This window comes from Sphingomonas plantiphila (assembly GCF_046000505.1).
Taxonomy (GTDB): Bacteria; Pseudomonadota; Alphaproteobacteria; order Sphingomonadales; family Sphingomonadaceae; genus Sphingomonas; species Sphingomonas plantiphila.
Window position 1 is genome coordinate 79,003 of record NZ_JBELQC010000003.1, and the last position, 22,444, is coordinate 101,446.

Sequence of the window (22,444 nt, forward strand, 5' to 3'; positions counted from 1 at the left end):
GACACATCCTCCTGCCGTGCAGACGCCACGACATAACGCTTCAACATCGTTACGCGGATGTCGGTTCCGTCGCCAAGCTTTCCTTGACTTCGCGGCCCTTCCCCTCTAGGCGACCCGCTCTTTCCGGCACCCGCCACACAATTCGAGATAGTAGAGAATCGGTCATGAAGATCGTGAACAGCCTGAAGTCGCTCAAGGATCGCCATCGCGACAACCGCGTGATCCGCCGTCGCGGCCGCGTGTACGTCATCAACAAGACCCAGCGCCGCTTCAAGGCCCGCCAGGGCTGATTCGGCCGCCGTGGGAGCCGTTCGGGCCGTTATCTTCGATATCGGCAACGTCCTGTTCCACTGGCATCCGCGGTTTCTCTACGAGCGCCTGATCGGAGACGATCGGGCGCTCGCGGCGTTTCTGGACGAAGTCGTCACGCTCGACTGGCATTTCCAGCATGATGCCGGACGCGACTTCGCCGACACCTCGGCCGAGCTGATCGCGCGGTTTCCGCAGCATGCCGAGCTGATCGCGGCCTGGGGACCGCGCTTCAACGAAAGCGTCGGCGACCCGGTGGCGGGGATGCACGAACTGGTCGCGGAGCTCGACGCTGCGCGCGTCCCGCTGTTCGCGATCACCAATTTCAGCCATGAATTCTGGCCGCCGTTCCGCGCCGAATGGCCGCGGCTGTTTGACCGCTTTCGCGACGTCGTCGTCTCGGGCGACGAAAAGCTGGTGAAGCCCGATCCTGCACTCTACCGCCTCGCGCTCGCCCGGTTCGGGCTGGAGCCGCATGAGGCGGTGTTCATCGATGACAATGCGGCGAATGTGACCGGCGCGCAGGCGCTCGGCATCCGCTCGGTGCTGTTCGCCGACGCGCAGCACACCCGGCGCGAACTGGCCGACGCCGGGCTGCTCGTGGCCTAGAGTTTGTTTCAGCAGAGCTGAAACGGTTGCGGTACCAGCCCGCTCCCCCACCCGGCCACCCAGCGCCAGTATCCTATGGGTGGCCGGGTGGGGGAGCGGGCTGGTACCGCAATTCAGCGGAGCTGAATCCGACTCTAGTTTCGCCCCTTCAGCTCGTCGCCGACGATCGTCACGACGTGGAGCACGTTGGTCGATCCCGGCGTGCCGAACGGCACACCGGCGCAGACCACCACGCGATCACCGCCCTTGGCGATGCCGTGGCGCATCGCCATCCGCTTGGCCTTGGCCACCATCTCCTCGAACGAATCGACGTCCTTGGTCTGGACGGCGTGCGTCCCCCACAACAGGCCGAGCCGCCGTGCGGTTTCGATCTTGGGCGTCAGCACCAGAATCGGCACCGACGGCCGCTCGCGCGCGATGCGGCGCGCGGTCGATCCGGACATGGTGAAGCAGATGATCGCGCTGGCCGACACGTTCGCCGCGATCGACTTCGCCGCTTCCGCCAGTGCGTCGGCGGTGGTCGGATCGGGGCGCAGGACGGTGAAGTGCACGCGGTCGCCATGCGCCGGATCGCGCTCGACCGAATCGGCGATGGCGTCCATCATCGACACCGATTCGACCGGCCACTGGCCCGCCGCGCTTTCCGCCGACAACATGATCGCATCGGCGCCGTCATAAACGGCGGTGGCGACGTCGGACACTTCGGCGCGGGTGGGGGAGGGCGAGGTGATCATCGATTCGAGCATTTGCGTCGCGACGATCACGGGGCGACCCATCCGGCGCGCGGTCTCGACGATGCGCTTCTGCATCGGGGGCAGGTTCTGCGGCGGCAATTCGACGCCCAGATCGCCGCGCGCGACCATCACGCCGTCGCAGGCCTCGACGATCTCGTCGAGCCGCGCCACCGCGCTCGGCTTTTCGATCTTGGCGAGCAGCGCAGGGCCGCCCTGGCCGATCAGCCGCCGCGCCTCGGCCAGATCCTCGGGCCGCTGGACGAAGGACAGCGCGATCCAGTCGACCTTCTGTGCCACCGCGAAGGCCAGGTCGCTGCGATCCTTCTCGGTCAGCGCGGCGAGCGGCAGGATCATGTCGGGGACGTTGAGCCCCTTGGAATTGGACAGTGCGCCGCCGACCTCGACCCGCGTGTCGATATAGCCATCACCATAGCCGGTGACCCGCAGCACCATCTTGCCGTCGTCGAGCAGCAGGCGCGCGCCTTCGGTCACCGCCTCGAAGATCTCGCGGTGCGGCAGTTCGACGCGGGTGGCGTCGCCCGGCGTCTTGTCGCGGTCCAGCCGGAAGCTCGCTCCGGTTTCCAGATTGACCCGACCCTCGGCGAACTTGCCGACGCGCAGCTTCGGCCCCTGCAGGTCGGCAAGGATGGTGATCGGACGACCGGTCGATTTCTCGAGCGCACGGATCGCCTCGATTACCGGGACCTTCGAGTCCTGGTCGCCATGGCTCATGTTGATCCGGAACGCATCCGCGCCGGCAGCGTGCAATGCAGCGATCATGTCGGGCGCATTGCTCGCCGGCCCGAGCGTGGCGAGCACACGCACCTTACGCGATCGCGGTGCCATTGCCTTCGTCATCGCGGAAATCTCCATGCCTTGTGCGTGCCGGTCACTAACGCCAAATGCTGGCTATTCAACCGTGGAGGCGCAATCGTGACAACGTTAGACAAACTTGACGACCGCGTCGCGGCTCAGGCGTTTCGCCGACTGGTGCGCCATTTGCGCCATCGCACCGATGCCGAGAATATCGATCTTATGGGCCTTGCCGGCTTTTGCCGCAATTGCCTAGCCGATTGGGTCAGCGAGGCGAGCGACGGATCGCTCGACCGCGATGCCGCGCGCGAGACGGTCTATGGCATGCCCTATGCGGAGTGGAAGGCGAAGCATCAGGGGGAGGCGACGCCCGAGCAGATTGCGCGGATGAACGCCAGCGTTGCGCGGAACCGGCAGGAGGCGGAACTGGACGCGGAACTCGACGACAGCTTCCCGGCAAGCGATCCGCCGTCGATTACCCAGCCCGGGGGATAACGGGTCGCGGCTGGCGTCGCCCGGATTTGCCGCATAGGCTGTGGCAAACAGGGGAGACTTCCATGCGCCAAATCGCCGCGATCACCATCGCCTTGCTCGCCGCCACGCCGCTCGCGGCACAGGAGCCGACGTCCGCGCCCCCAGCCGCCGCGACGATCAAATATATCCATGCCGGCACGCTGCTCGCCACGCCGGGCGAGGCGCCGCGCGGCGCGAGCACGATCATCGTGCGCGACGGCAAGATCGTCGAGATCCGCGACGGCTTCGTTGCGCCAGAGGGCGGGGCGGGCCTGATCGACCTCAAGGACCGGTTCGTGATGCCGGGGCTGATCGACATGCATGTGCATCTGTGGGGCATCGGGGGCGATCCGCTGCGCGCGCGGCTGACGGCGCTGAACACCGACGACGCGGACGATATGATGCATGCGGTGGGCAATGCACGTGTGACGCTGGAGGCGGGCTTCACCACCGTGCGCGACCTGGGCGGCAGCGCGCGCGGCATGCGGGCGTTGCGCGAAGGCGTCGAGCGCGGGGTGATTGCCGGGCCGACCATCGTCAATGCGGGCAACGCGATCTCGGTCTCAGGCGGGCATGCCGATGGCAGCAACGGCGTGGCGGAGGTCTTTGCCGACGCGATTCACAAGCACCAGATCAACACCTGCGACGGCCCGGATGACTGCCGCCGCGCGGTGCGTCAGCAGATCGCGCTCGGCGCGCAGGTCATCAAATACATGTCCACCGGCGGCGTGCTCTCCAACGTCTCGGGCGGCCTCGGCCGCGCGATGACCGACGACGAGATGAAGGCGATTATCGAGACTGCACACGGCCTCGGCCGCAAGGTCGCGACGCACAGCCACGCGGCGGCGGGGACCAAGGCGGCGATTGTGGCGGGTGTCGACACGATCGACCATGGCTCGTTCCTCGACGACGAGGCGATCGCGATGATGAAGAAGAACGGCACCTGGCTGGTTCCGACGATGATGGCCCCCGCCGCCGCGCTGGAGCAGGCGCGCAAGGGGCTGCTGCCGCCCGCCGTGATTCCCAAGGCGGAGGAAGCCGCCGCCGCCGCCTTCGCAAGCCACAGCAAGGCCTATGCCGCGGGCGTCAAGGTCGCGTTCGGAACCGACAGCGGAGTCTCGCGCCACGGCGACAATGCGCAGGAATTCGCGCTGATGGTGAAGGCGGGGATGACCCCGGCGATGGCGCTCAAGACTGCAACGGTGAATGCCGCCGAAGCGCTGGGCCGGTCATCGACCATCGGTTCGATCGCACCTGGCAAGGATGCCGATATCATCGCGGTCGCGGGCAGCCCGCTCGAGGATGTGAAGAGGATGGAGCAGGTCGAGTTCGTGATGCGCCATGGCGTCGTCCACAAGACTGCAGGCAAGCGCCAGGCGTTCCCCGTGGACTAGGCGTCAGATCCGCAGGCTAAGCAGCCGGGGTCCTTGGGCAGGGCTAGCGTGCGGAAGCGCAGCGCCAGCGTGTCGACCAGCAGCAGCTTGCCCGCGCTGTCCTCCCCGAACGGATGGACCGCGCGGATCACTTCGAGCGCGGCGAGGCTGCCCATGATCCCGGTCAACGCGCCGAGCACGCCCTGTTCCGCGCAGTTGATCCCCGCGGTTTCCGGGTCGCCCCCCACGAAGCAGCGATAGCAGGGCTTGTCCGCTTCCCAGCCGCGAAACACGCCGAGCTGCCCCTCGAACCGTCCGACCGCCGCGCTGACGAGCGGGACGCGGTGGCGCAGCGCAGCGTCGGCGACCAGCAGGCGCGTCTCGAAACTGTCGGTGCCGTCGAGGATGACGCCGCTGCCTTGAACGTACTCGTCCACATTGCCGCCATCCAGGCGTATCTGACGCGCGTCCACTTCGATGTGCGGGTTGATCGCTTCGGCTCGGCTTGCCGCAGCGTCCGCCTTGAAGCGACCCGCATCCGGCGTCGCGAAGATCGTCTGCCGCTGCAGATTCGACAGATCGACCCGATCGTCGTCCACGACCGTGATGCGTCCCACGCCCGCCGCCGCGAGATACTGCAACGCCGGCGATCCGATTCCTCCCGCGCCCACTACCAGCACCCGCGCCGCCTTGAGCGCCGCCTGCCCCGCGCCGCCGATCTCGGGCAGGACGATGTGGCGGGCATAGCGTTCGAGTTCGGCGTCGGAAAAGCTCATTGCCGCCAGGCGAAGGTCACCGTCGCGCGATACCAGACGGCACCGGGAGCGGCGGTACGCGGCACGAGGTTGTTGCGCGAAAAGCCCGCCACCAGACCGGCGGCATATTGCTCCACCGTCGGGCAGCCGATCGCGCGCGGGATGGTAGTACGCACGCCGGTCTCCGGATCGATCAGCGCCGCAACCTCGACGCGGACTGCCGGGCGGCCGTCGACCAGCCGACCCGCGCGGCACTTGCGCGCTCGCACCTGTCCACGGGCCCAGTCGTGCATCGCCGGCGTCATCTGCGGCGTCTCGCGATAGGGCAGGTCGGGCAGGCGCGACCAATCGATCGCGGCGGCCGGATTCTGCCCTGCCGGCTCTTGCGGAACCGCCGGCGCCTGCCAGGCAAGCAGCATCAGCGAGAGCGACGCGCCCTGCATCACCGACCCGTCGATCCGAAACCGCCGGTACCGCGCGCGGTGTCGTCCAGCGTCGCGACCTCGTCGAAGACCGCACGCTGCACCGGCGCGGGGACCAGTTGGGCTATGCGGTCGCCGCGCGCGATGGGAAACGGCGTGTCGCCCAGATTGGCGAGGATCACCTTCACTTCACCGCGATAGTCCTCGTCGATCGTGCCGGGCGTGTTGAGACAGGTGATCCCGTGCTTGAGCGCAAGACCGGAGCGCGGGCGCACCTGGACTTCGTAGCCGGGCGGTATCGCGATGGCGAAGCCGGTGGCGACGGCATGGCGCGCGCCGGGCGCCAGCATCAGATCTTCCGCCGCGACCACGTCCATCCCCGCCGCGCCTGCGGTTGCATAAGCGGGGAGCGGCAGGCCTTCGCCATGGGGCAGGCGCTGCAGGCGGATCGTGATCGGAGCGGTCACGAGCGCGTCTTCGGCAAAGCGGCCGCCAGACGCCGTGCCGCTTCGATCACCTGGGGATCGTCCAGCACGGGAGCGGTCCGGTCAGGCAGGATACGGAAATCGGTGGCGATGCCGCGCAGGCTCAACGCCTCGGCATAGCTGCGCGAGAAGCGCGCGGGAATGCGGGTGTCGGCACCGCCGATCAGGATCGCGGCGCGCAGCCCGGGCTGGATGCCGCCGGCCGTCTGCAGCGGATCGAGACTGACCAGCTTCTCGCGCCAGCGCGGTTCGTTCGGCTCGCGCCCCGCAATATATTTTCGCCATTCGGGCAGGGCGCAGGGGCAGGACACGAGCACGATGCCGTCCAGCAGCCGCGGGCGCAGACCGGCCAGGTTGGCGATGACGATCGCCCCCCCGGCCTCCCCGATCGCGACGACTCGTGCCCGGCGATAGCGCTGGCGCAACGCGGCGATCGCGTCGCCCACCGCGGCGACCCGCTCGGGCGTATAGTCGTCGGTGCTGCTCGTCCCGCGTACACCGGGCGACTGGCCACCCTTTCCGTCGGAATAGCCCGGACGGAGCAGGCGCACGACGGCACTGTCCGGCTCGGCCGCGGCGAGCGATTCGACGAAGGCACTGGTATCGATCGACGTGCGCACGCCGTCGCCATGTACGACGACATAAAGCGTCGAGGCCGATCGCGGCGACTTGCCATAGCTCTGGGTGAACAGGTTCGGCGCGGGGACCTTCGACGTTGTCGCCGCGCAGCCGGCGAGCAGCAGCGGCGCGAGGAGCAGCAGGCTAGAGCGCATCGGCGATCCGCTCCGCAAGGCGACGCGCGACATCGGGCTTGGCCAGCTTTTCCCAGCTCTCGACCCCCGTCGCGGTGACAAGATGTATCGTATTGGCATCGCCCCCCATCACATCGCCCGAAACATCGTTCGCGACAATCCAGTCTGCGCCCTTGCGAGTCCGTTTCGCGATGGCGTGTTCGATCACCTGTTCGGTTTCCGCGGCGAATCCGACCACGAGGCGGGGGCGCTGCGCGCTTCCCGCAAGGCCGGCAAGAATGTCGGGATTTTCGACCAAGGCCAGCGCCGGAGAGTTCTCCTCCTTCTTGATCTTCTGCCCTGCCGCATCGCTCACGCGCCAGTCTGCGACGGCCGCGACCATCACGGCCGCGTCGGCGGGCAGGGCGGAATCGACTGCCGCCGCCATCGCGCGAGCGGTCTCGACGTCGACGCGGTCCACCCCTGCAGGCGTCGGCAGGGTCACGGGTCCCGCCACGAGCGTCACACGCGCGCCCAGTGCGGCAAGGGCGCCGGCGATGGCAAAGCCCTGCTTCCCCGACGAGCGGTTGGCGATGTAGCGAACCGGATCGATCGGCTCGTGCGTCGGCCCGGCGGTTACCAGGACATGCTTGCCCCTGAGCCGCCCTGCGGAGGGCGCCAGCGCATGCTCGATCGCGCGCAAAATCGCCTCGGGCTCGGGGAGGCGGCCGGGGCCGAACTCGCCGCACGCCATCGGCCCTTCGTCGGGTTCGATCACCATAACACCGTCGGCGCGCAGCGTGGCGACGTTGCGGCGGGTCGCTGCATGCTGCCACATCCGCACGTTCATCGCCGGAGCGGCGAGCACGGGCTTGTCGGTCGCGAGCAGCAGCGTGGTGGCCAGATCGTCGGCGATGCCTGCCGCCATCTTCGCCATCAGGTCCGCGGTGGCGGGGGCGACAACCACTAGATCGGCCGCCCGGCTGAGCTGGATGTGCCCCATTTCCGCCTCATCCTTCAGATCCCACAAGGTCGTATAGACCTGGTTCTCGGACAGGGCAGCGAGCGTCATCGGAGTCACGAAGTGCTGCCCACCTGCGGTGAGCACGCAGGTGACCGAATGGCCAGCCTTGCGGATCAGCCGGATCAGCTCGCACGCCTTGTAGGCAGCGATGCCGCCGCCGACGATCAGGAGGATGCGTTTCATTGCTCGATCCTCTGCACCCTGACCCGCCGCCTGTCGAGGGCGCGGACCCACAGGTCGCGCAGCCCATCCGGGGCAAAGGCCAGCCCGACGAGGAATGCAGGGGCGACGATCAGCCCCCAGTAAAAGGTGTCGAGCCGCGCGAACAGGCTGATTACCAGCGCGTAGGTGCAGAATAGGGCGAGCGCGCGCACCGCCAGCGGATCGCGCCAGCTTGCCCAGCCCAGCAGTGCCAGCGCGACGAGGATCGCGGCCACCGCCGGGGGCAGCAACTGGAGCCCCGTCGCCAGCGTCATTGCGCGCACGAACAGGCCAAAGCCGTTCATCCCCACCCATCCCGGCGATGCGGCGTCGAGCGGACCGGTCACGCCCTGAACCGCCACGGCGTGCGCGGTCAGAGCGAGGGCGAAAAGTCCCAGCCCCGCCACCCATCCCGCCGCCTCGCGCCGATAGCCTTCGGCCATGGCGATCGCGGCCATGACCATGACATAAAGCGCGGCGGTCTCGCGGATCAGCATCGCGATGCATCCGATCGCGGCGGCTTCGACCCAGCGGCCGGGACGCCGTAGCGCGAGGCTGGTCGCGACGAGAAGGCCGGCCCAGATTTCGTGAAAGGCGACCAGCGCGGGCTGGACGAATGCCAGCATTCCCGCCGCCAGGAGGATCAGCGCGGCGATCCGCGCCGGCCAGCGCGGCAGGGCCTCGGCAATGCGGCGATACCATAGCCATGCGGCGATTGCTGCGGTCGCATAGAGCAATGCCAGCATCACCGCAGGCGGCACGGTCCCCTGAACCATCGCGAGCCCGGGAAGGCGAAAGGTGAGGAACGGGCGAAGCGGATAGCCGCCCAGGCGGAGCGCGTCGGCGGTCGCTCGGTAATAGTCCTCGCCATGCGCGACGGCGGCAACGATCGATTCGTACAGCGCGATATCGGTCTGGCGGTCTGCGCCCGCGCCGACCGCGTCGGGGTCGGGCAGCGGCACGAACAGGACGGTCAGCGCCCCCAATATCAGCATCGCGACGCCCGCCAGCACCGATCGCGCGCGCGACGTCGGCAGGGCGGCGAAACGACTGGGGGTGGACAGCCAGAGCGGCGTGCGCGTCATGCCGTGTCTCTAGCGTGCCGAGCGCTGCTTGTCAGGCAAGCAGGAAGGTGACGGCTGCACCCGCGCCCGCGGCGAGCAGTGCGACCACAAAATAGCGCCAGCCGCCGCCCACGCGTACCACCTCGATCTCGCGCAGCGGCGGGGCGGGGGGCGCGCCGCCGGGGTCTGGGAAATGGCGCTCGATATTGCGCAGCAGCTTGGGCAGGCGGGCGAGAGTCTTCAGATCCTCGGAAATCCGGTCCGCCAGAAACGCCTCGGGGCCCAATTCGGTGCGAATCCATTCGCGCACGAACGGGGCCGCGCTGTCCCACAGATTGATGTCGGGGTGCAGCCGCGTCGCCACGCCCTCGACCATCACCATCGTCTTTTGCAGCAACAGCAAATGCGGCTGGGTCTGCATATCGAAATCGCGGGTGATGTTGAACAGGCTGTCGAGCATCATGCCGACGCTCATGTCCTTGACCGGCAGGCCGCGCATCGGCTCGCCCACCGCACGCAGCGCGGTCGCGAATTCGGCGACATTGTGGTGCGGGGGGACGTATCCCGCCTCGAAATGGATCTCTGCCACGCGGCGGTAATTGCCCGTGATGAGGCCGTAGAGGATTTCCGCCAGCCACACGCGCGCGCGCCGGTCGATCCGGCCCATGATGCCGAAATCGATCGCCGCGATCCGGTCGCCGGGCAGGGCGAACAGATTGCCCTGATGCATGTCGGCGTGGAAAAATCCTTCGGAGATCGCCTGGCGCAGGAATGCGCGCACCAGCAGATGCGCCAGCTTCTCGGTATCATGCCCGGCGGCGATCAGTGCGTCGCGGTTCGACAGCTTGATGCCGTCGATCCACTCCAGCGTCATCACCCGACCCGTGGTCCGCTGCCAGTCGATCGCAGGGACGGTGAAATCGGGCTCCGCCTCCATCGATTCGCTCAGTTCGGACGCGGATGCCGCCTCGCGCCGCAGATCGAGTTCGCGCGCGGTCCAGCGCTTGAACGTCTCGATGACGAGGCGAGGGCGCAGGCGAGCCGCCTCGCCGCCCATCCCCTCGACCTGCGCGGCCGCCCATTCATAGGTGTCGATGGCGCGCGCGAACTCGGCTTCGATCCCCGGGCGCAGGACTTTCACAGCGACGCGCTTGCCGTCGAGCGTGGTGGCACGGTGCACCTGTGCGATCGACGCGGCGCCGATCGGCACCTCCTCGATCTCGCTGAACAATGTCTCCAGGGGGCGGCCGAAACTCGCCTCCATCGCATCGCGGATGATGGCGAACGGCACGGGCGGCAGCGCGTCCTGCAACCGCATCAGGTCGTGCGTCGCCTCTTCGCCGATCAGATCGGGTCGCGTTGCCAGGGTCTGGCCGAGCTTGATCGCGGCGGGGCCGATCGCTTGCAGGGCATCGGCATAGCGCGGCACGGTCGGCACGCGCGCGCCGAAGCGGGCGATCCGCGCGAGCCGGCGAACAGGGGCCGGCGTGTTGCGGTCGCGCTCGATGCCGCGCAGCGCGCCGTGGCGCGCCAGCGTCCGGCCCCATTTGAGCAGGCGCCACAGATGGACGGCGGGAGCGGTCAAATCTTCCAGCCGCTATGAATGGCGACAAGGCCGCCCAGCATCGGTTCGACGCGCGTCTGCACAAAGCCCGCGTCTTTGATCATCGCCTCGAAGGTCGGCATGTCGGGGAAGCGCCGGATCGATTCGACGAGGTAGCGATAGCTGTCGGCATCGCCCGCCAGTGCCTGCCCCAGCTTGGGCACCAGATGGTGCGAATAGGCGTCGTACACGTCCGCAAATCCCGGCCACAGCGTGGTCGAGAATTCGAGGACGAAGAACCGCCCGCCGCGCCTCAGCACGCGATGCGCCTCGCGCAAGGCTGCAGGGATGTCGGTGACGTTCCGGATGCCGAACGCGATCGTGTACGCGTCGAAAAAGCGGTCGGGCCATTGCAGCGTCTCGGCATTCGCCTCGCTCCAGACCAAGCCATCAATGCCGCGCTTGGCCGCGCGGTCGATCCCCACCGCAAGCATGTCGGGGTTGATATCGGCCACGGTTACCGCCGCGCCATGTTCGGCCATGCGGAACGCGATGTCGCCGGTGCCGCCGGCCATGTCGAGGATTGCCTCGCCCTCGCGCGGCTTGACCCGGCGAACGAAGACGTCCTTCCAGATGCGGTGCAGCCCCCCCGACATCGCATCGTTCATGATGTCGTAGCGCGCGGCCACGCTGGAAAAGACGCCGCCAACCCGGCGCGTCTTTTCGTCGGGGGCAACCTCTTCATAGCCAAAGGAAACGGTGTCGGTCATGCGCGCTCTCCTAGCGGGCCTTGTGGACGCGGCAAAGCCCGCTTAGCGGGACAAAATGCCCGAGCTACCCGAAGTCGAGACGACCGTCCGTGGCCTAACCCCCGCGCTGATCGGCCAGCGAATTGCGCGGGTCCAGTTGCGGCGCCCCGATCTGCGGCGTCCGATGCCGGCCGATCTGGGCCAGCGGCTGACCGGCGCCACCGTGACCGCGCTGGGGCGACGCGCGAAGTACGGCCTGATCGACACCGATCGCGGCGACACGATGATCTTTCATCTGGGCATGTCCGGACGCTGGCGAATCGATCCGGCGGAAGTGCTGCCGCATGACCATCTGCTGATCGAGACCGAAGCCGGGCGGCGGCTGGTGCTCAATGACGCCCGACGATTCGGATCGCTCGATCTCGTCGCGACCGACGCGATCGGGGAATGGCCGCCCTTCGTGGCGCTCGGGCCCGAGCCGCTCGGGCCGCACTTTACCGCCGACCATCTGCGCAGTGCGCTTGCCGGTCGGGTCGCGTCGATCAAGCTGTTGTTGCTCGATCAGCGGATCGTCGCCGGACTCGGCAACATCTATGTGTGCGAAGCGCTGTACGAATCGCGGATTTCACCGCGGCGCAGCGGCGGATCGCTTACCCGGCCCCGGCTCCAGCGACTCGTCGCGGCGGTCCATACCGTGCTCGAATCGGCGATCGAGGCGGGCGGGTCGACCTTGCGGGACTATGCCCAGCCCGATGGCGAGCTCGGCTATTTCTCGAAGCAGTTCAAGGTCTATGGCCGCGAAGGCGAGCCGTGCGAATGCGGCGGCACGGTTGCCCGCTATGCCGAGGGCGGACGCTCCACCTTCTGGTGTCCGCGCTGCCAGAAGTAAGCCTGATCGCCTGGTCCCGCAGGCGCATCAACTGCGCCGCAAAAGGTTGACCGAATCGTCCGCTCTCGCTAAGGGGCGCGCTTTCCCGAGGCGTCGGACGGAAATCCGCGCCTCTTTTCGCATTGAAAACAGGAACGAAGATTCATGGCGAACACGCCGCAAGCCAAGAAGCGCATCCGCCGCAACGACCGCCGCGCCGAAGTGAACGGAGCGCGCGTCGGCCGTATCCGTACCTTCGTCAAGAAGGTCGAGAGCGCGCTCGCGTCGGGCGACAAGGCGGCTGCCGAGACCGCGCTGAAGGCGATGCAGCCGGAAATGGCGCGCGGCGTGGCCAAGGGCGTGCTGCACAAGAACACCGCCGCGCGGAAATTTTCGCGTCTTACCAAGCGCGTGACCGCGCTCGGCTGATCGTCGAAACAGGCTGTTTGAACGGCCCCGTCGGACGCGTCCGGCGGGGTTTTTCTTTGTGCTCAATGGGTTGGAATAAGCCGAATCGGCAAAGCGGCAGATTCGCACGAGTCGTGAACTTCTCCGCTCGCTATAAGGCGGAATTTTTGTTCTAATTCAGCGCGATAGCAGCGAATTAACGGAAAACCGTGGCTGGTGTGAGTCAAGCCTACTTATTTCAGATTCTTTACATCCGGCCCTCTTGATCGACTCGAAAATTCGTCCCTAAAACAGACCTCCGCCACGGCGTTTCTGTCGGGCGGGAATCAGCGAAGGTACCGTTGTGACGCGGATGCGATTCCGCCGACGGGTATCTTTTGCCTGAGCGAAATTCGCGTGCGGAAGGAGTCGCTTTCCGCGCCGGGGGATGTTGCGCGCGGACGGCGCGAACCGAGGGGGCTAAGACGGATGGATCAAGCGACGGCCTGGACACGAGTGCGCGGCAATCTGCGGCTCTCTGCGGGCCAGCGCCTGTTCGATCAGTGGTTGAAGCCGATCGTTCTCATCCCCGGCGAGGATGCGGACACCGTCCGCCTCGGGCTTCCGTCCGCGTTCATGACCAACTGGGTCAAGAATCACTATGCCGACCGGCTGGTGATGGAATTCCGTTCGCAGCTGCCGGGTATCCGGACCGTCTCGATCGAGACGGTCGATGCCCGCGCAACCCGCGAGCTTGCTGCCGACGCCGTCGCGGTGCCGGCGGCAGCGCCCGTCGCGCCCTCGGCCCAGGCCGGAGCGGGCGAGCGTCCGCGGTTCGATTCGCGCTTCACCTTCGATCGTTTCGTGGTGGACACCAGCAACCGCGTCGCCTTCAACGCGGCGCGCGGGCTGGCCGAGCCGGGCAAGCCGCGCTTCAGCCCGCTTTACCTCCACAGCACCACCGGGCAGGGCAAGACTCACCTGATGCATGCGATCGGCCACGCCTTTCTCGATGCATGCCCGGACGCGACCGCGATCTACATGCCGGCCGAGCGCTTCATGTTCGAATTCGTCCGCGCGGTGCGCGAGAAGGATACCTTCAGCTTCAAGGCGCGGCTGCGCGGGGTCGATCTGCTGATGATCGACGATCTCCAGTTCATCGCCGGCAAGGAATCGACCCAGGAGGAGTTCTTCCACACGGTCGACGAATTCATGCGCGAAGGAAAGCGCCTGGTCATCGCCGCCGACCGCAGCCCCCTCGCGCTCGAAGGCATCGAGGCGCGGCTCGCCTCGCGGCTGGGATCGGGCCTTGCCGCCGATATCAAGCCTGCCGAGCTCGGCCTGCGCCGCACGATCCTCGACCGCAAGCTCGAGGACATGCCGGGCGCGGTCGTGCCGGGCGCGGTGCTCGACCTCCTCGCCACGCGGATCAGCTCGTCGGTGCGCGAGCTCGAAGGCGCGCTCAACCGCCTCGTCGCCTATGCGCAGCTCAACAACGCCGAAGCGGTGACGATCGAGTTCGCCGAGAGCGTGCTGGGCGAAGCGCTGCGCGGCGGTCAGCGGCGAATCACGATCGACGAGATCCAGAAGGCGGTTTCGTCGCATTTCGACGTGAAGCAGCTCGATCTGGTATCGCAGCGCCGCGCCGTCGCGATCGCCCGTCCGCGCCAGATCGCCATGTATCTCGCCAAGCGCCTGACCACGCGTTCGCTGCCCGAGATCGGCCGCAAGTTCGGCAATCGCGATCATTCGACCGTGATCCACGCCGTCCGCCGGATCGAGGAACTGCGCGGCACTGACAGCGAGATCGATGGCGCCGTGCGCAGCCTGATGCGCCAGCTCGAGGCCTGAAAGGGCACGGCGCGAGACGGCCCCCTAGCGCGGCAGCTCGTCCAGGAACGCCGCTACGTCCGTCAGGTCGACCTGCTTGTCGAGAAAGGTCCGCCCGATCCCGTGCGCGAGCAGGAAGGGGAGGGTCCCGGCGTCCATCTTCTTGTCGTGCAGCATATGCTCCACCAGCCGCGCGCCGCTCGCGGTGATGCCCGCGCTGGCGAGATCGTGCGGCAGCCCGCTCGCGCGCAGATGCGCCGCGACGCGCTCGGCATCCTGCCCCGGGCACAGGCCGCGCCGCGCCGAATAGGCAAAGGCAAGCGCCATGCCGGCCGCGACGCCTTCGCCATGCAGCAGCCGATCGGAAAACCCCGTCTCGGCCTCCAGCGCGTGGCCGAAGGTGTGGCCGAGGTTGAGCAGCGCACGCTTGCCCGTGGTCTCGCGCTCGTCCTCCGCCACGATCCGCGCCTTGGCGCCGACCGAATGGGCAATCGCGAGCGCGCGTGCCGCAGAATCGCCCGCCAGCAATGCGGCGCCATTGCCTTCGCACCATTCGAAGAACGCGACATCGTCGATCAGCCCATATTTGACGACTTCGGCATAGCCCGCGCGCTGCTCGCGCAGCGGGAGCGTGTCGAGCAGGTCGGGGTCGATCAGCACGAGCGACGGCTGGTGGAACGCGCCGATCAGGTTCTTGCCCGCGCGGCTATTGATCGCGGTCTTGCCGCCGACCGAGCTGTCGACCTGGGCGAGCAAGGTCGTCGGGATCTGCACGAACTTGCATCCGCGCTTCAGGATCGACGTCGCGAATCCGACCAGGTCGCCGATCACCCCGCCGCCGAGCGCGATGACATGGTCGCCCCGCTCGATCCCGCGCTCCAGCAGCGCGTCGGTCAGCGATTCGAGCTGCGCCCAGCTCTTAGTGGATTCGCCGGCGGGCAGCACGATCGTCTCGCTGGCCAGCCCCGCAGCCTCCAGTGTTGCACCGAGCCGCTGCGCATGCGGCGCGACATTGGCATCGGTGACGATGACGAAGGGGCGGTTGCGCGCCAGTGGGGCGAGATGCGCGGCGGCATCCTCCAGCAGCCCTGCCGCAATCCGAACCTCATAGCTGCGCGCGCCCAGCGCGACCGGAACGATCTTCATCGGCCGATCGCCGTCAGGATCGCGTTCACCGTCGCCTCGTGCGGCGCCACCTTGCTGGTGATCTGGATCGGCGCGAGCGCGTAAACGGGATTGCGCAGGGCGGCGAGTTCGGTGAGCACCTTCAACGGGTCCTTTCCACGCAACAGCGGCCGATGGTCGCGCTTGGCGACCCGCTCGGCCAGGACTTCGGGGGGGGCGTCCAGCCAGATCGCGGTAGACTGGTCAAGGATCAGCGCGCGGGTCGCTTCGTTGAGGAATGCGCCGCCTCCCGTCGCGATCACCTTGGGTGCGCCGTCGATCAGGCGGGCGATCACGCGCCGCTCGCCGTCGCGGAAATGCGGCTCGCCGAACCGGTCGAAGATTTCGGCGATCGTCATTCCCGCCGCTGCCTCGATCTCGACATCCGCGTCGACGAAGGGCAGGCGAAGTCGCTGGGCGAGCCGTCGCCCTACGGTCGTCTTGCCGACACCCATCAACCCGATCAACACGATCGGGCGGGTAATCGGCACAGGATCGGCGGGACGGGTTTGCAGCATGGTCGCGGGCGCTATACAGCGAGCATCGCGCGCGGGCAAAAGGCCCGTCGCCTGTGCAGCAATTGGTTTTGAGGGGGTCGATGTCCCGTTCGCTCGTCATCGTCGTGATTGTCGCTATCCTGTTGATCGGAGGGCTGTTCTTCCTCGCGGGCCGCGATACCGAGAAGCAGCCGGTGCGCGTCGAGAAGGTCGTCCCGCTTGAAAATCTCTCGAACTAGAACCGCTCTCGCTGCCGTTCTTGCGGTCGCGGCCGGCGTTGGGATTCCCGCGCTGGGGCAGGATCGTCCCGAATCGCTCCTGCCGCCGGGCTTCGATGATCCAGTGCCGGCACCTGCGCCTGCGCCCGCTCCCGCTCCCGCCGCGAGACCGACCACTGCTCCCGGAGCTCCGGCACCTGCGCCTTCTGGCGCTGCGACCTCTGCTCCGACCGCTTCCGACGGTACTCCCGCTGCGGCGGCTGACGAGGCCGGAGCCGAACCCGGTGAGATCGATTATGCGGTGATCGCGCGGTACGAACTGCCCGATTTCGCCAAGCGTTCACTGGCGCAGGTCGGTCCGTCTTCGCCGACCAGCGACGGGCTGCCGGTTACGGCGTTCGGAAGCGCGGATGGCGGTTTCCTTCAGACGCTCATGCGCCGTTTGGACGTGCCGATCGCGTCGCGCTGGTTGTCGATCGCGTTGCGCCGTGCGCTCCTGTCGCGAGTAAACACGCCGCGGGGCCTGAACGGCGCCGATTTCGCCGCCGAGCGCGCGTGGCTGCTGATCCGCATGGGCGAGGCCGATGCCGCCCGCGCGATGGTGCAGTCGGTCGACATCGCGAACTATACGCCCAAGATGTTCCAGGTGGCGATGCAGGCGATGCTCGCCACCGCCGATCCGGGCGGCTTGTGTCCGATGGTCGTTCCCGCGCTCGAAACCGCCCCGGATCGCAACTGGCGGCTCGCAGAGGCGATCTGCGCCGGTCTCGACGGCAACCCCAGCAAGGCGGGGCCCCTGATCGACGCGAGCAGGCGTCGGATGGGCAACGACATCGACGTGCTGCTTGCAGAAAAGCTCGTCGGCATGGGGGTCTCCGGGCGACGCGCCGTCACGATCGAATGGGACGCGGTCGACCGCATCAGCGCGTGGCGCTGGGGTCTTGCGGTAGCCTCGTCGACGGACATTCCCTCGCGCCTCGACGGCACGGCTGGGCCGCAGCTGCGCTATTGGCGCGCGACGTCGCCCGCTCTGGGCTTGCGCGACCGCGCCGCCGCGGCGGAAGCGGCCGCCAGCCAGGGCGTGTTCTCGAGCCAGGCGCTGACCGATCTCTATGGCGAGATCGAGGCGCAGGAGGATACGTCGATCGCCGAGGTCGCGGTGGCGCGCGATCTGCGCGCCGCGTTCACCGCGGCCACCGCCGAAGAGCGCATCGAGCGGATGCGACAGTTGTGGGACGAGGCACAGGGGCCGCGCGCCACCTATAGCCGCCTGATTCTCACCGCGCGCGCCGCTGCCCGCGTGACGCCATCGGAGGCGCATCGCGAGGATGCCGATCGTCTGATCGCTTCGATGCTGAGCGCCGGACTGGACCGCGCCGCACTGCGCTGGAAGCAGGTCGCCGCGCGCGGCAGCGATGGCTGGGGCATGCTGCTGCTCGCCGAGCCGGCCCGGGCGGTCGCGGTCGGCGATGTCGAGGCGTATCGCAACGATGCCGACGGCACCAATGGCGCGATGCTGGTCGCGGCTATGGCGGGGATGGGACGCATTCCTGCCGGCGACGGTGAGCGGCTGATGCGCGCGTCGGGCGTGGAATTCGGGACGCAGAACGCGTGGACCCGCGCCATCGCGCGCGCGGCCGACGCGGGCCAGCCTGGCACGGTCGTGCTGCTCGCCGCAGTCGGGATGCAGAGCCGCGTGTGGGACGGGGTGTCACCCGAGGCGCTCTACCATATCACGCGCGCGCTCACCCAGGTCGGGCTGGACGGCTACGCCCGGATGATCGCCGTCGAGGCGATCACCCGGCTTTGACCGGGAATCGTCGCGGCGACGACCCGGCGCTGATCGAGCGCTTTCTGGAGATGTTGGCGGCCGAGGCGGGGGCTTCGGCCAACACGCTCGCCGCCTATGGCACCGACCTGCGGCTCGCTTCGCAAGTCCTGGAGGGCGGGCTTGCGCTGGCGGATCGTGCCGCGATCGAACGGCTGGCGGAGGAATGGCGCGACCTTGCCCGGACGACCGTCGCGCGCAAGTCAGCGGCGTTGCGCCGCTTCTTCGCCTTTCTGCTCGGCGAAGGGTTTCGGTCCGACGATCCGGGTGGAGCACTGCCCCGCCCCGGAAGCGCGCGCAGCTTGCCGAAGACCTTGTCGAACGCAGATGTCGAGGCGATCTTCGAGGCGATTCAGCGGCGCATCGAGCGCGTTCCGCCCGATCCACGCGATCTGCGGCTGCTAGCGCTGATCGAACTGCTCTATGGCTCCGGCCTGCGCGCCAGCGAGCTTGTCTCGCTGCCGCGCGCCGCGATCCAGCCCGACAAGCCCTATCTGATCCTGCGCGGCAAGGGGGGCAAGGAACGTCTGGTCCCGCTGTCCGATCGTGCACGCGCCGCCGTCGCCGCGTGGCGCGGGCATGTCGATGCGGCGCGGCCGTGGCTGTTCCCCTCGGGCAAGGGCCATCTCAGCCGCATCCGCCTCTATCAGATGGTGCGGGCGATCGCGGCGGAGGCGGGCATCCCGCCCGACCGCATCAGCCCGCACGTGCTGCGCCACGCCTTTGCGACGCACCTGCTTGCTGGCGGGGCCGACCTGCGCGCACTCCAGGCGATGCTGGGTCACGCCGACATCGCGACGACCGAGATCTATACGCACGTCGACAGCGCCCGGCTGGTGCAGCTCGTCAACGAACGCCACCCGCTCACCGATGCGCCCCGCGTTGACGCGACGCGCGACCGGGCATAGGGCCGCGCGATGGCTAGCTTTCTTGAATTCGAGAAACCGATCGCGGAGCTTCAGGCGCGGATCGACGAATTGCGCGACACCGCGGCGGGCGGCGAAGTCGATATCGAGGCCGAGGTCGCCAAGCTTCAGGCCAAGTCCGATCGCTTCCTCAAGGATGCCTATGGCCGCCTGACGCCGTGGCAAAAGACACAGGTCGCGCGTCATCCGGAGCGCCCGCATTTCAAACATTATGTCGCGCGGCTGATCACCGATTTCATGCCGCTTGGCGGCGACCGCGCCTTTGCCGACGATCAGGCGATCCAGGGCGGCCTGGGCCGTTTTCGCGGGCAGCGCGTGATGGTGATCGGCCACGAAAAGGGCGACGACACCGCCAGCCGCCTTCGCCACAACTTCGGCATGGGAAAGCCCGAGGGCTATCGCAAGGCGATCCGCCTGGTCGAGCTCGCCGACAAGTTCGGCATCCCGGTGGTGACGTTGGTCGACACCTCGGGCGCCTTTCCGGGCATGGAGGCCGAGGAGCGCGGCCAGGCGGAGGCGATCGCCCGCTCGACCGAGGCGTGCCTCAACCTCGGCGTGCCGATGGTCGCGTCGATCCTGGGCGAGGGCGGTTCGGGCGGCGCGGTCGCACTTGCCGCCGGCAACCGCGTGCTGATGATGGAGCACGCCGTCTATTCGGTGATTTCGCCCGAGGGCTGCGCGTCGATCCTGTGGCGCACGGCCGACAAGGCTGCGGACGCGGCAGAGGCGATGAAGGTAACCGCGCAGCATCTGAAGGAACTGGGCGTGATCGACACGATCGTCGCCGAGCCGCTCGGCGGCGCGCATCGCGACCACGCCGCTGCGATCGATTCGCTTGGCGATGCGATCGAATCTTCACTCGCCGACCTGTCGGGCCAGAGTGCCGAATCGCTCCGCCAGAGCCGCCGTGCGAAATTCCTCGCGATGGGCCGGGCGTAGGCATTTCTGGCAGCGGCCTTGCTGGCGTAGTTAGCCCAAGCAGATAACGAAAAAGGGCGGCAGACCGATGGTCCGCCGCCCCCCTGTTCAGTTGTCGGTGGAAGAGGTCTTACGACGCCTTCATGTTCGACGAAACGTTGGTGAAGGTGGTCTTGAGCTGGTTGCCCAGGCCCTGCATCGCGGCGATGGCGGCGACGGCGATCAGAGCGGCGATCAGGCCGTACTCGATGGCGGTCGCGCCCTTCTTGTTGCCAAAAATCTTGCGGATCGTGTTCATACCGGTCTCCATGGAATTAGACGCTTCATTTCCCGGCTGCCCCCGGGAGGCCCGGTTCCAGCAGTTCGAAATTAAGATGCGGAGGTTAATAAAGGCCTTAGCGCGGGCGCCGTGCGCGCAAAAATTAGCGCGCGCTCTGGACCTTGTTGCTGACGTTGTTCCACATGCCGGTGGTACCGCTGGCGAGTTCGCTCAGCGCAGCGATCATGACCAGGACGATGAGCGCGAGGATGAAGCCATATTCGACCGCCGTCGCGCCGCGCGAGCAGCGTAGCAGGCGTCCCGGCAATGACTTCAGCGGTCGCACGTCGCGGCCCCTCCAACAGGTGCCGTTTGGATTTAGGGAAACAAGATTAACGAAATGCTGAAACCGCCCCCCGCAAGATTGGAGAATGGACTTCTGCTGGTTGTCGCCGCGGCGCTGATCGACGGCGACAGGCGCGTACTCGTCCAGCAACGTCCCCCCGGGAAGCCGATGGCGGGATTATGGGAATTTCCGGGCGGCAAGGTCGATCCGGGGGAACTGCCGGAAGCGGCCCTGTGCCGCGAGTTGCACGAGGAACTGGGCATCGCAGTCGAGGCGGCTTGCCTTGCCCCTGCGACCTTCGCCAGCGAAGCGCTGGGCGAGCGGCACCTGGTCCTTTTGCTGTACGCCGTGCGCGAATGGAGCGGGGTTCCGCGGGCGCAGCACGCGACGGCGCTGCGCTGGGTGCGCCCGATCGAGCTGCACGGGCTCGATATGCCGCCTGCCGACCAGCCGTTGATCGCATTGCTCGATGCACTGATCTAGCTGGCCGGATGCCCGTGCTCGGCCGTGCCCTCGCGCGTGCGCCACAGCGAATAGCTGACCCCTGCGGTAAGGATCGCGACGGTGATGCCCAGCGACACGAGCGGCGGGATCTTCGCCAGCCCCAGTGCGTCGGCGACGAAGATCTTCGATCCGATGAAGACGAGCAGCACGGCCAGCGCGTACTTAAGGTAGTGGAACCGCTCGACCAGCGCCGACAGCGCGAAATACAGCGCGCGCAGGCCCAGGATCGCAAAGATGTTCGACGTATAGACGATGAACGGGTCGGTGGTGATCGCGAAGATCGCGGGCACCGAATCGACCGCGAACACCAGGTCGGCGAACTCGATCATCACCAGCGCCAGGAACAGCGGGGTCGCATGGCGCACGACCGCACCGGTCCGTGCGTCCGTTTCGCTTACGAAGAATGCCGATCCACGCACCCCATCGGTCACACGCATATGCGTCCGCAGCCAACGCAGCAGCGGCGACCCCGACACATCATAGGGTGTGTCGACCATCCGCCACATCTTGATGCCCGTGAAGATCAGGAAGGCGGCGAGGAGGTAGAGCACCCAGCCAAATTCCGAGACGATCGTCGCGCCGATGCCGATCATCACCGCGCGCAGCACGATGACGCCCAGAATGCCCCAGAACAGCACCCGGTGCTGATACTGACGCGGGACGGCGAAATAGGTGAAGATCATGGCAATGACGAAGACGTTGTCCATTGCCAGGCTCTTCTCGACGACGAAGCCGGTGACATAGTTGACCGCCGCGGTCTGGCCGAGCTGCCACCACACGAAGCCACTGAAGGCGAGCCCGAGCACGATGTAGAAGGCGGAAAGCAACAGGCTCTCGCGTACGCCGATCGCACGCGCCTTGCGGTGCAGGACGCCGAGGTCGAGCGCGAGCAGCACGGCGACGAGCGCCATGAAGGCGAGCCACATCCACACCGGCTTGCCCAGCCAGAGTAACGTCAGAAATTCCATCGAAGTCAGCCCCTGTCGGGTGCGGCGCGCTGAACGCCCTCAGGGCGGCCCGACATCATGCGCGGTCTGCGCATCAGAGGGGCCCGGGCCGCCGGTGGTGTTGGTCGGGTCAGCGGCCAGCCGTTGCGGCACGCTTCCAATGTCCGGCGAGGCGATCCTTGACCGCGAGCTTCAGCTTCTTGAGCCTCAGCAACCGGAACCCGTCAGGATTGCGCCGCCGTGCCTCCCGACGAATTTCCTCGTCCAGCTTCCGGTGAACGACGCTCAACCGGTACAACATGCCACTCATCATAATGCCTCCTTTCGATCTGCAATCGATCGGATGGCCGTCAGAGGTGGGAAGCGGTCACACATATAGCCCAGCCTGCATCGGGTCATCCGATGCGGTCCGACATCACGATCGCCT

At 67.4% G+C, this 22,444-nt stretch carries 27 protein-coding genes; 12 read left to right on the plus strand and 15 right to left on the minus strand.

Annotated features, from left to right (window positions below):
* Positions 1–164 precede the first annotated feature (164 nt).
* Both ykgO and ABS767_RS15330 read left to right on the plus strand, forming a co-directional pair.
* Entirely contained in the window at positions 165–290 is a 126-nt protein-coding gene (ykgO, locus tag ABS767_RS15325; RefSeq protein WP_066663252.1) for a type B 50S ribosomal protein L36, read from the plus strand.
* A gap of 10 nt (positions 291–300) precedes the next feature.
* Entirely contained in the window at positions 301–918 is a 618-nt protein-coding gene (locus ABS767_RS15330; RefSeq protein ID WP_408079917.1) for an HAD family hydrolase, read from the plus strand.
* A gap of 134 nt (positions 919–1,052) precedes the next feature.
* Here ABS767_RS15330 and pyk read toward each other — a convergent pair whose 3' ends face one another.
* Complete coding sequence (gene pyk / locus ABS767_RS15335) at positions 1,053–2,510, minus strand: pyruvate kinase (protein ID WP_408079919.1); 1,458 nt, start codon at positions 2,508–2,510, stop codon at positions 1,053–1,055.
* A 75-nt stretch (positions 2,511–2,585) separates the two neighbouring features.
* Here pyk and ABS767_RS15340 point away from each other — a divergent pair, with 75 nt between their 5' ends.
* Positions 2,586–2,960 carry a DUF1244 domain-containing protein gene (locus ABS767_RS15340; protein WP_408079921.1) on the plus strand — a complete coding sequence of 125 codons (375 nt, stop codon included), beginning with the start codon at positions 2,586–2,588 and terminating at the stop codon, positions 2,958–2,960.
* Between the two features lie 62 nt (positions 2,961–3,022).
* Entirely contained in the window at positions 3,023–4,372 is a 1,350-nt protein-coding gene (locus ABS767_RS15345) for a metal-dependent hydrolase family protein (protein ID WP_408079923.1), read from the plus strand.
* Here the strand turns inward: ABS767_RS15345 and ABS767_RS15350 are convergent.
* Genes ABS767_RS15350 through ABS767_RS15385 form a run of 8 tightly spaced genes read right to left on the minus strand, consistent with a single transcriptional unit; the run spans position 4,369 to position 11,346 of the window.
* On the minus strand, positions 4,369–5,127 hold the full coding sequence (locus tag ABS767_RS15350) for a HesA/MoeB/ThiF family protein (protein ID WP_408079925.1): 759 nt from the start codon (positions 5,125–5,127) through the stop codon (positions 4,369–4,371). The genes ABS767_RS15345 and ABS767_RS15350 overlap by 4 nt on opposite strands.
* The gene (locus ABS767_RS15355) at positions 5,124–5,549 is read right to left on the minus strand and encodes a hypothetical protein (RefSeq protein WP_408080735.1); all 426 of its coding nucleotides are present in this window, start codon (positions 5,547–5,549) and stop codon (positions 5,124–5,126) included. The genes ABS767_RS15350 and ABS767_RS15355 overlap by 4 nt, the downstream gene beginning before the upstream one ends.
* Positions 5,549–5,995, minus strand: a complete 447-nt coding sequence (gene dut / locus ABS767_RS15360) for a dUTP diphosphatase (RefSeq protein ID WP_408079927.1) — start codon at positions 5,993–5,995, stop codon at positions 5,549–5,551. Before dut ends, ABS767_RS15355 begins: the two co-directional genes overlap by 1 nt.
* Complete coding sequence (locus ABS767_RS15365) at positions 5,992–6,786, minus strand: alpha/beta hydrolase family protein (protein ID WP_408079929.1); 795 nt, start codon at positions 6,784–6,786, stop codon at positions 5,992–5,994. The genes dut and ABS767_RS15365 overlap by 4 nt, the downstream gene beginning before the upstream one ends.
* Positions 6,776–7,951, minus strand: coding sequence for a bifunctional phosphopantothenoylcysteine decarboxylase/phosphopantothenate--cysteine ligase CoaBC (gene coaBC / locus ABS767_RS15370; RefSeq protein ID WP_408079931.1), 1,176 nt, complete (start codon positions 7,949–7,951; stop codon positions 6,776–6,778). The genes ABS767_RS15365 and coaBC overlap by 11 nt, the downstream gene beginning before the upstream one ends.
* Positions 7,948–9,054, minus strand: coding sequence for a hypothetical protein (locus ABS767_RS15375; RefSeq protein WP_408079933.1), 1,107 nt, complete (start codon positions 9,052–9,054; stop codon positions 7,948–7,950). Before ABS767_RS15375 ends, coaBC begins: the two co-directional genes overlap by 4 nt.
* Positions 9,055–9,085: 31 nt before the next feature.
* Positions 9,086–10,618 carry a 2-polyprenylphenol 6-hydroxylase gene (gene ubiB / locus ABS767_RS15380; protein WP_408079935.1) on the minus strand — a complete coding sequence of 511 codons (1,533 nt, stop codon included), beginning with the start codon at positions 10,616–10,618 and terminating at the stop codon, positions 9,086–9,088.
* Entirely contained in the window at positions 10,615–11,346 is a 732-nt protein-coding gene (locus tag ABS767_RS15385; RefSeq protein WP_408079937.1) for a class I SAM-dependent methyltransferase, read from the minus strand. Before ABS767_RS15385 ends, ubiB begins: the two co-directional genes overlap by 4 nt.
* A gap of 55 nt (positions 11,347–11,401) precedes the next feature.
* Here ABS767_RS15385 and mutM point away from each other — a divergent pair, with 55 nt between their 5' ends.
* From mutM to dnaA, 3 genes are all read left to right on the plus strand, one after another.
* Positions 11,402–12,214, plus strand: coding sequence for a bifunctional DNA-formamidopyrimidine glycosylase/DNA-(apurinic or apyrimidinic site) lyase (gene mutM, locus ABS767_RS15390; RefSeq protein ID WP_408079939.1), 813 nt, complete (start codon positions 11,402–11,404; stop codon positions 12,212–12,214).
* Positions 12,215–12,358: 144 nt separating this feature from the next.
* Entirely contained in the window at positions 12,359–12,622 is a 264-nt protein-coding gene (gene rpsT, locus ABS767_RS15395; RefSeq protein WP_408079941.1) for a 30S ribosomal protein S20, read from the plus strand.
* A gap of 447 nt (positions 12,623–13,069) precedes the next feature.
* Positions 13,070–14,431 (plus strand): chromosomal replication initiator protein DnaA, encoded by a 1,362-nt coding sequence (gene dnaA / locus ABS767_RS15400; RefSeq protein ID WP_408079943.1) that lies wholly within the window; start codon positions 13,070–13,072, stop codon positions 14,429–14,431.
* Between the two features lie 24 nt (positions 14,432–14,455).
* Here dnaA and aroB read toward each other — a convergent pair whose 3' ends face one another.
* A complete protein-coding gene (gene aroB / locus ABS767_RS15405) occupies positions 14,456–15,556 on the minus strand; it encodes a 3-dehydroquinate synthase (protein ID WP_408079945.1) in 1,101 nt (366 codons plus the stop codon).
* A complete protein-coding gene (locus tag ABS767_RS15410) occupies positions 15,553–16,092 on the minus strand; it encodes a shikimate kinase (RefSeq protein WP_408079947.1) in 540 nt (179 codons plus the stop codon). Before ABS767_RS15410 ends, aroB begins: the two co-directional genes overlap by 4 nt.
* 80 nt (positions 16,093–16,172) lie before the next feature.
* Here ABS767_RS15410 and ABS767_RS15415 point away from each other — a divergent pair, with 80 nt between their 5' ends.
* From ABS767_RS15415 to ABS767_RS15430, 4 genes are all read left to right on the plus strand, one after another.
* Complete coding sequence (locus tag ABS767_RS15415) at positions 16,173–16,310, plus strand: hypothetical protein (protein ID WP_408079949.1); 138 nt, start codon at positions 16,173–16,175, stop codon at positions 16,308–16,310.
* A gap of 280 nt (positions 16,311–16,590) precedes the next feature.
* The gene (locus ABS767_RS15420) at positions 16,591–18,099 is read left to right on the plus strand and encodes a hypothetical protein (protein ID WP_408079951.1); all 1,509 of its coding nucleotides are present in this window, start codon (positions 16,591–16,593) and stop codon (positions 18,097–18,099) included.
* Positions 18,096–19,025, plus strand: coding sequence for a tyrosine recombinase (locus tag ABS767_RS15425; RefSeq protein WP_408079953.1), 930 nt, complete (start codon positions 18,096–18,098; stop codon positions 19,023–19,025). The genes ABS767_RS15420 and ABS767_RS15425 overlap by 4 nt, the downstream gene beginning before the upstream one ends.
* 9 nt (positions 19,026–19,034) lie before the next feature.
* Positions 19,035–19,982 carry an acetyl-CoA carboxylase carboxyltransferase subunit alpha gene (locus tag ABS767_RS15430; protein WP_408079955.1) on the plus strand — a complete coding sequence of 316 codons (948 nt, stop codon included), beginning with the start codon at positions 19,035–19,037 and terminating at the stop codon, positions 19,980–19,982.
* A gap of 109 nt (positions 19,983–20,091) precedes the next feature.
* Here ABS767_RS15430 and ABS767_RS15435 read toward each other — a convergent pair whose 3' ends face one another.
* Together ABS767_RS15435 and ABS767_RS15440 are read right to left on the minus strand one after the other, a co-directional pair.
* Positions 20,092–20,259 carry a Flp family type IVb pilin gene (locus ABS767_RS15435; RefSeq protein ID WP_066665303.1) on the minus strand — a complete coding sequence of 56 codons (168 nt, stop codon included), beginning with the start codon at positions 20,257–20,259 and terminating at the stop codon, positions 20,092–20,094.
* A gap of 124 nt (positions 20,260–20,383) precedes the next feature.
* Positions 20,384–20,566: a Flp family type IVb pilin gene (locus tag ABS767_RS15440; RefSeq protein WP_408079957.1), complete on the minus strand. Its 183-nt coding sequence runs from the start codon at positions 20,564–20,566 to the stop codon at positions 20,384–20,386.
* Positions 20,567–20,620: 54 nt separating this feature from the next.
* Between ABS767_RS15440 and ABS767_RS15445 the strand changes: the two genes are divergently transcribed.
* On the plus strand, positions 20,621–21,049 hold the full coding sequence (locus ABS767_RS15445; RefSeq protein ID WP_408079959.1) for a (deoxy)nucleoside triphosphate pyrophosphohydrolase: 429 nt from the start codon (positions 20,621–20,623) through the stop codon (positions 21,047–21,049).
* Here ABS767_RS15445 and ABS767_RS15450 read toward each other — a convergent pair.
* The gene (locus ABS767_RS15450) at positions 21,046–22,038 is read right to left on the minus strand and encodes a TerC family protein (RefSeq protein WP_408079961.1); all 993 of its coding nucleotides are present in this window, start codon (positions 22,036–22,038) and stop codon (positions 21,046–21,048) included. The genes ABS767_RS15445 and ABS767_RS15450 overlap by 4 nt on opposite strands.
* Before the next feature lie 109 nt (positions 22,039–22,147).
* On the minus strand, positions 22,148–22,327 hold the full coding sequence (locus tag ABS767_RS15455) for a DUF465 domain-containing protein (protein ID WP_408079963.1): 180 nt from the start codon (positions 22,325–22,327) through the stop codon (positions 22,148–22,150).
* Between the last annotated feature and the right edge of the window lie 117 nt (positions 22,328–22,444).

Excerpts from the sequence above, each read along its gene's own strand:
- ykgO (WP_066663252.1), top strand. The coding sequence starts at position 165 with ATGAAGATCGTGAACAGCCTGAAGTCGCTCAAGGATCGCCATCGCGAC.
- dnaA (WP_408079943.1), top strand. The coding sequence starts at position 13,070 with ATGGATCAAGCGACGGCCTGGACACGAGTGCGCGGCAATCTGCGGCTC.
- coaBC (WP_408079931.1), bottom strand. The coding sequence starts at position 7,951 with ATGAAACGCATCCTCCTGATCGTCGGCGGCGGCATCGCTGCCTACAAG.
- ABS767_RS15450 (WP_408079961.1), bottom strand. The coding sequence starts at position 22,038 with ATGGAATTTCTGACGTTACTCTGGCTGGGCAAGCCGGTGTGGATGTGG.
- ABS767_RS15455 (WP_408079963.1), bottom strand. The coding sequence starts at position 22,327 with ATGAGTGGCATGTTGTACCGGTTGAGCGTCGTTCACCGGAAGCTGGAC.
- ABS767_RS15345 (WP_408079923.1), top strand. The coding sequence starts at position 3,023 with ATGCGCCAAATCGCCGCGATCACCATCGCCTTGCTCGCCGCCACGCCG.
- ABS767_RS15415 (WP_408079949.1), top strand. The coding sequence starts at position 16,173 with ATGTCCCGTTCGCTCGTCATCGTCGTGATTGTCGCTATCCTGTTGATC.
- ABS767_RS15445 (WP_408079959.1), top strand. The coding sequence starts at position 20,621 with ATGCTGAAACCGCCCCCCGCAAGATTGGAGAATGGACTTCTGCTGGTT.
- mutM (WP_408079939.1), top strand. The coding sequence starts at position 11,402 with ATGCCCGAGCTACCCGAAGTCGAGACGACCGTCCGTGGCCTAACCCCC.
- ABS767_RS15435 (WP_066665303.1), bottom strand. The coding sequence starts at position 20,259 with ATGAACACGATCCGCAAGATTTTTGGCAACAAGAAGGGCGCGACCGCC.
- ABS767_RS15410 (WP_408079947.1), bottom strand. The coding sequence starts at position 16,092 with ATGCTGCAAACCCGTCCCGCCGATCCTGTGCCGATTACCCGCCCGATC.
- rpsT (WP_408079941.1), top strand. The coding sequence starts at position 12,359 with ATGGCGAACACGCCGCAAGCCAAGAAGCGCATCCGCCGCAACGACCGC.
- ABS767_RS15430 (WP_408079955.1), top strand. The coding sequence starts at position 19,035 with ATGGCTAGCTTTCTTGAATTCGAGAAACCGATCGCGGAGCTTCAGGCG.
- aroB (WP_408079945.1), bottom strand. The coding sequence starts at position 15,556 with ATGAAGATCGTTCCGGTCGCGCTGGGCGCGCGCAGCTATGAGGTTCGG.
- ABS767_RS15375 (WP_408079933.1), bottom strand. The coding sequence starts at position 9,054 with ATGACGCGCACGCCGCTCTGGCTGTCCACCCCCAGTCGTTTCGCCGCC.
- ABS767_RS15355 (WP_408080735.1), bottom strand. The coding sequence starts at position 5,549 with ATGCAGGGCGCGTCGCTCTCGCTGATGCTGCTTGCCTGGCAGGCGCCG.
- pyk (WP_408079919.1), bottom strand. The coding sequence starts at position 2,510 with ATGACGAAGGCAATGGCACCGCGATCGCGTAAGGTGCGTGTGCTCGCC.
- ABS767_RS15350 (WP_408079925.1), bottom strand. The coding sequence starts at position 5,127 with ATGAGCTTTTCCGACGCCGAACTCGAACGCTATGCCCGCCACATCGTC.
- ABS767_RS15365 (WP_408079929.1), bottom strand. The coding sequence starts at position 6,786 with ATGCGCTCTAGCCTGCTGCTCCTCGCGCCGCTGCTGCTCGCCGGCTGC.
- ABS767_RS15385 (WP_408079937.1), bottom strand. The coding sequence starts at position 11,346 with ATGACCGACACCGTTTCCTTTGGCTATGAAGAGGTTGCCCCCGACGAA.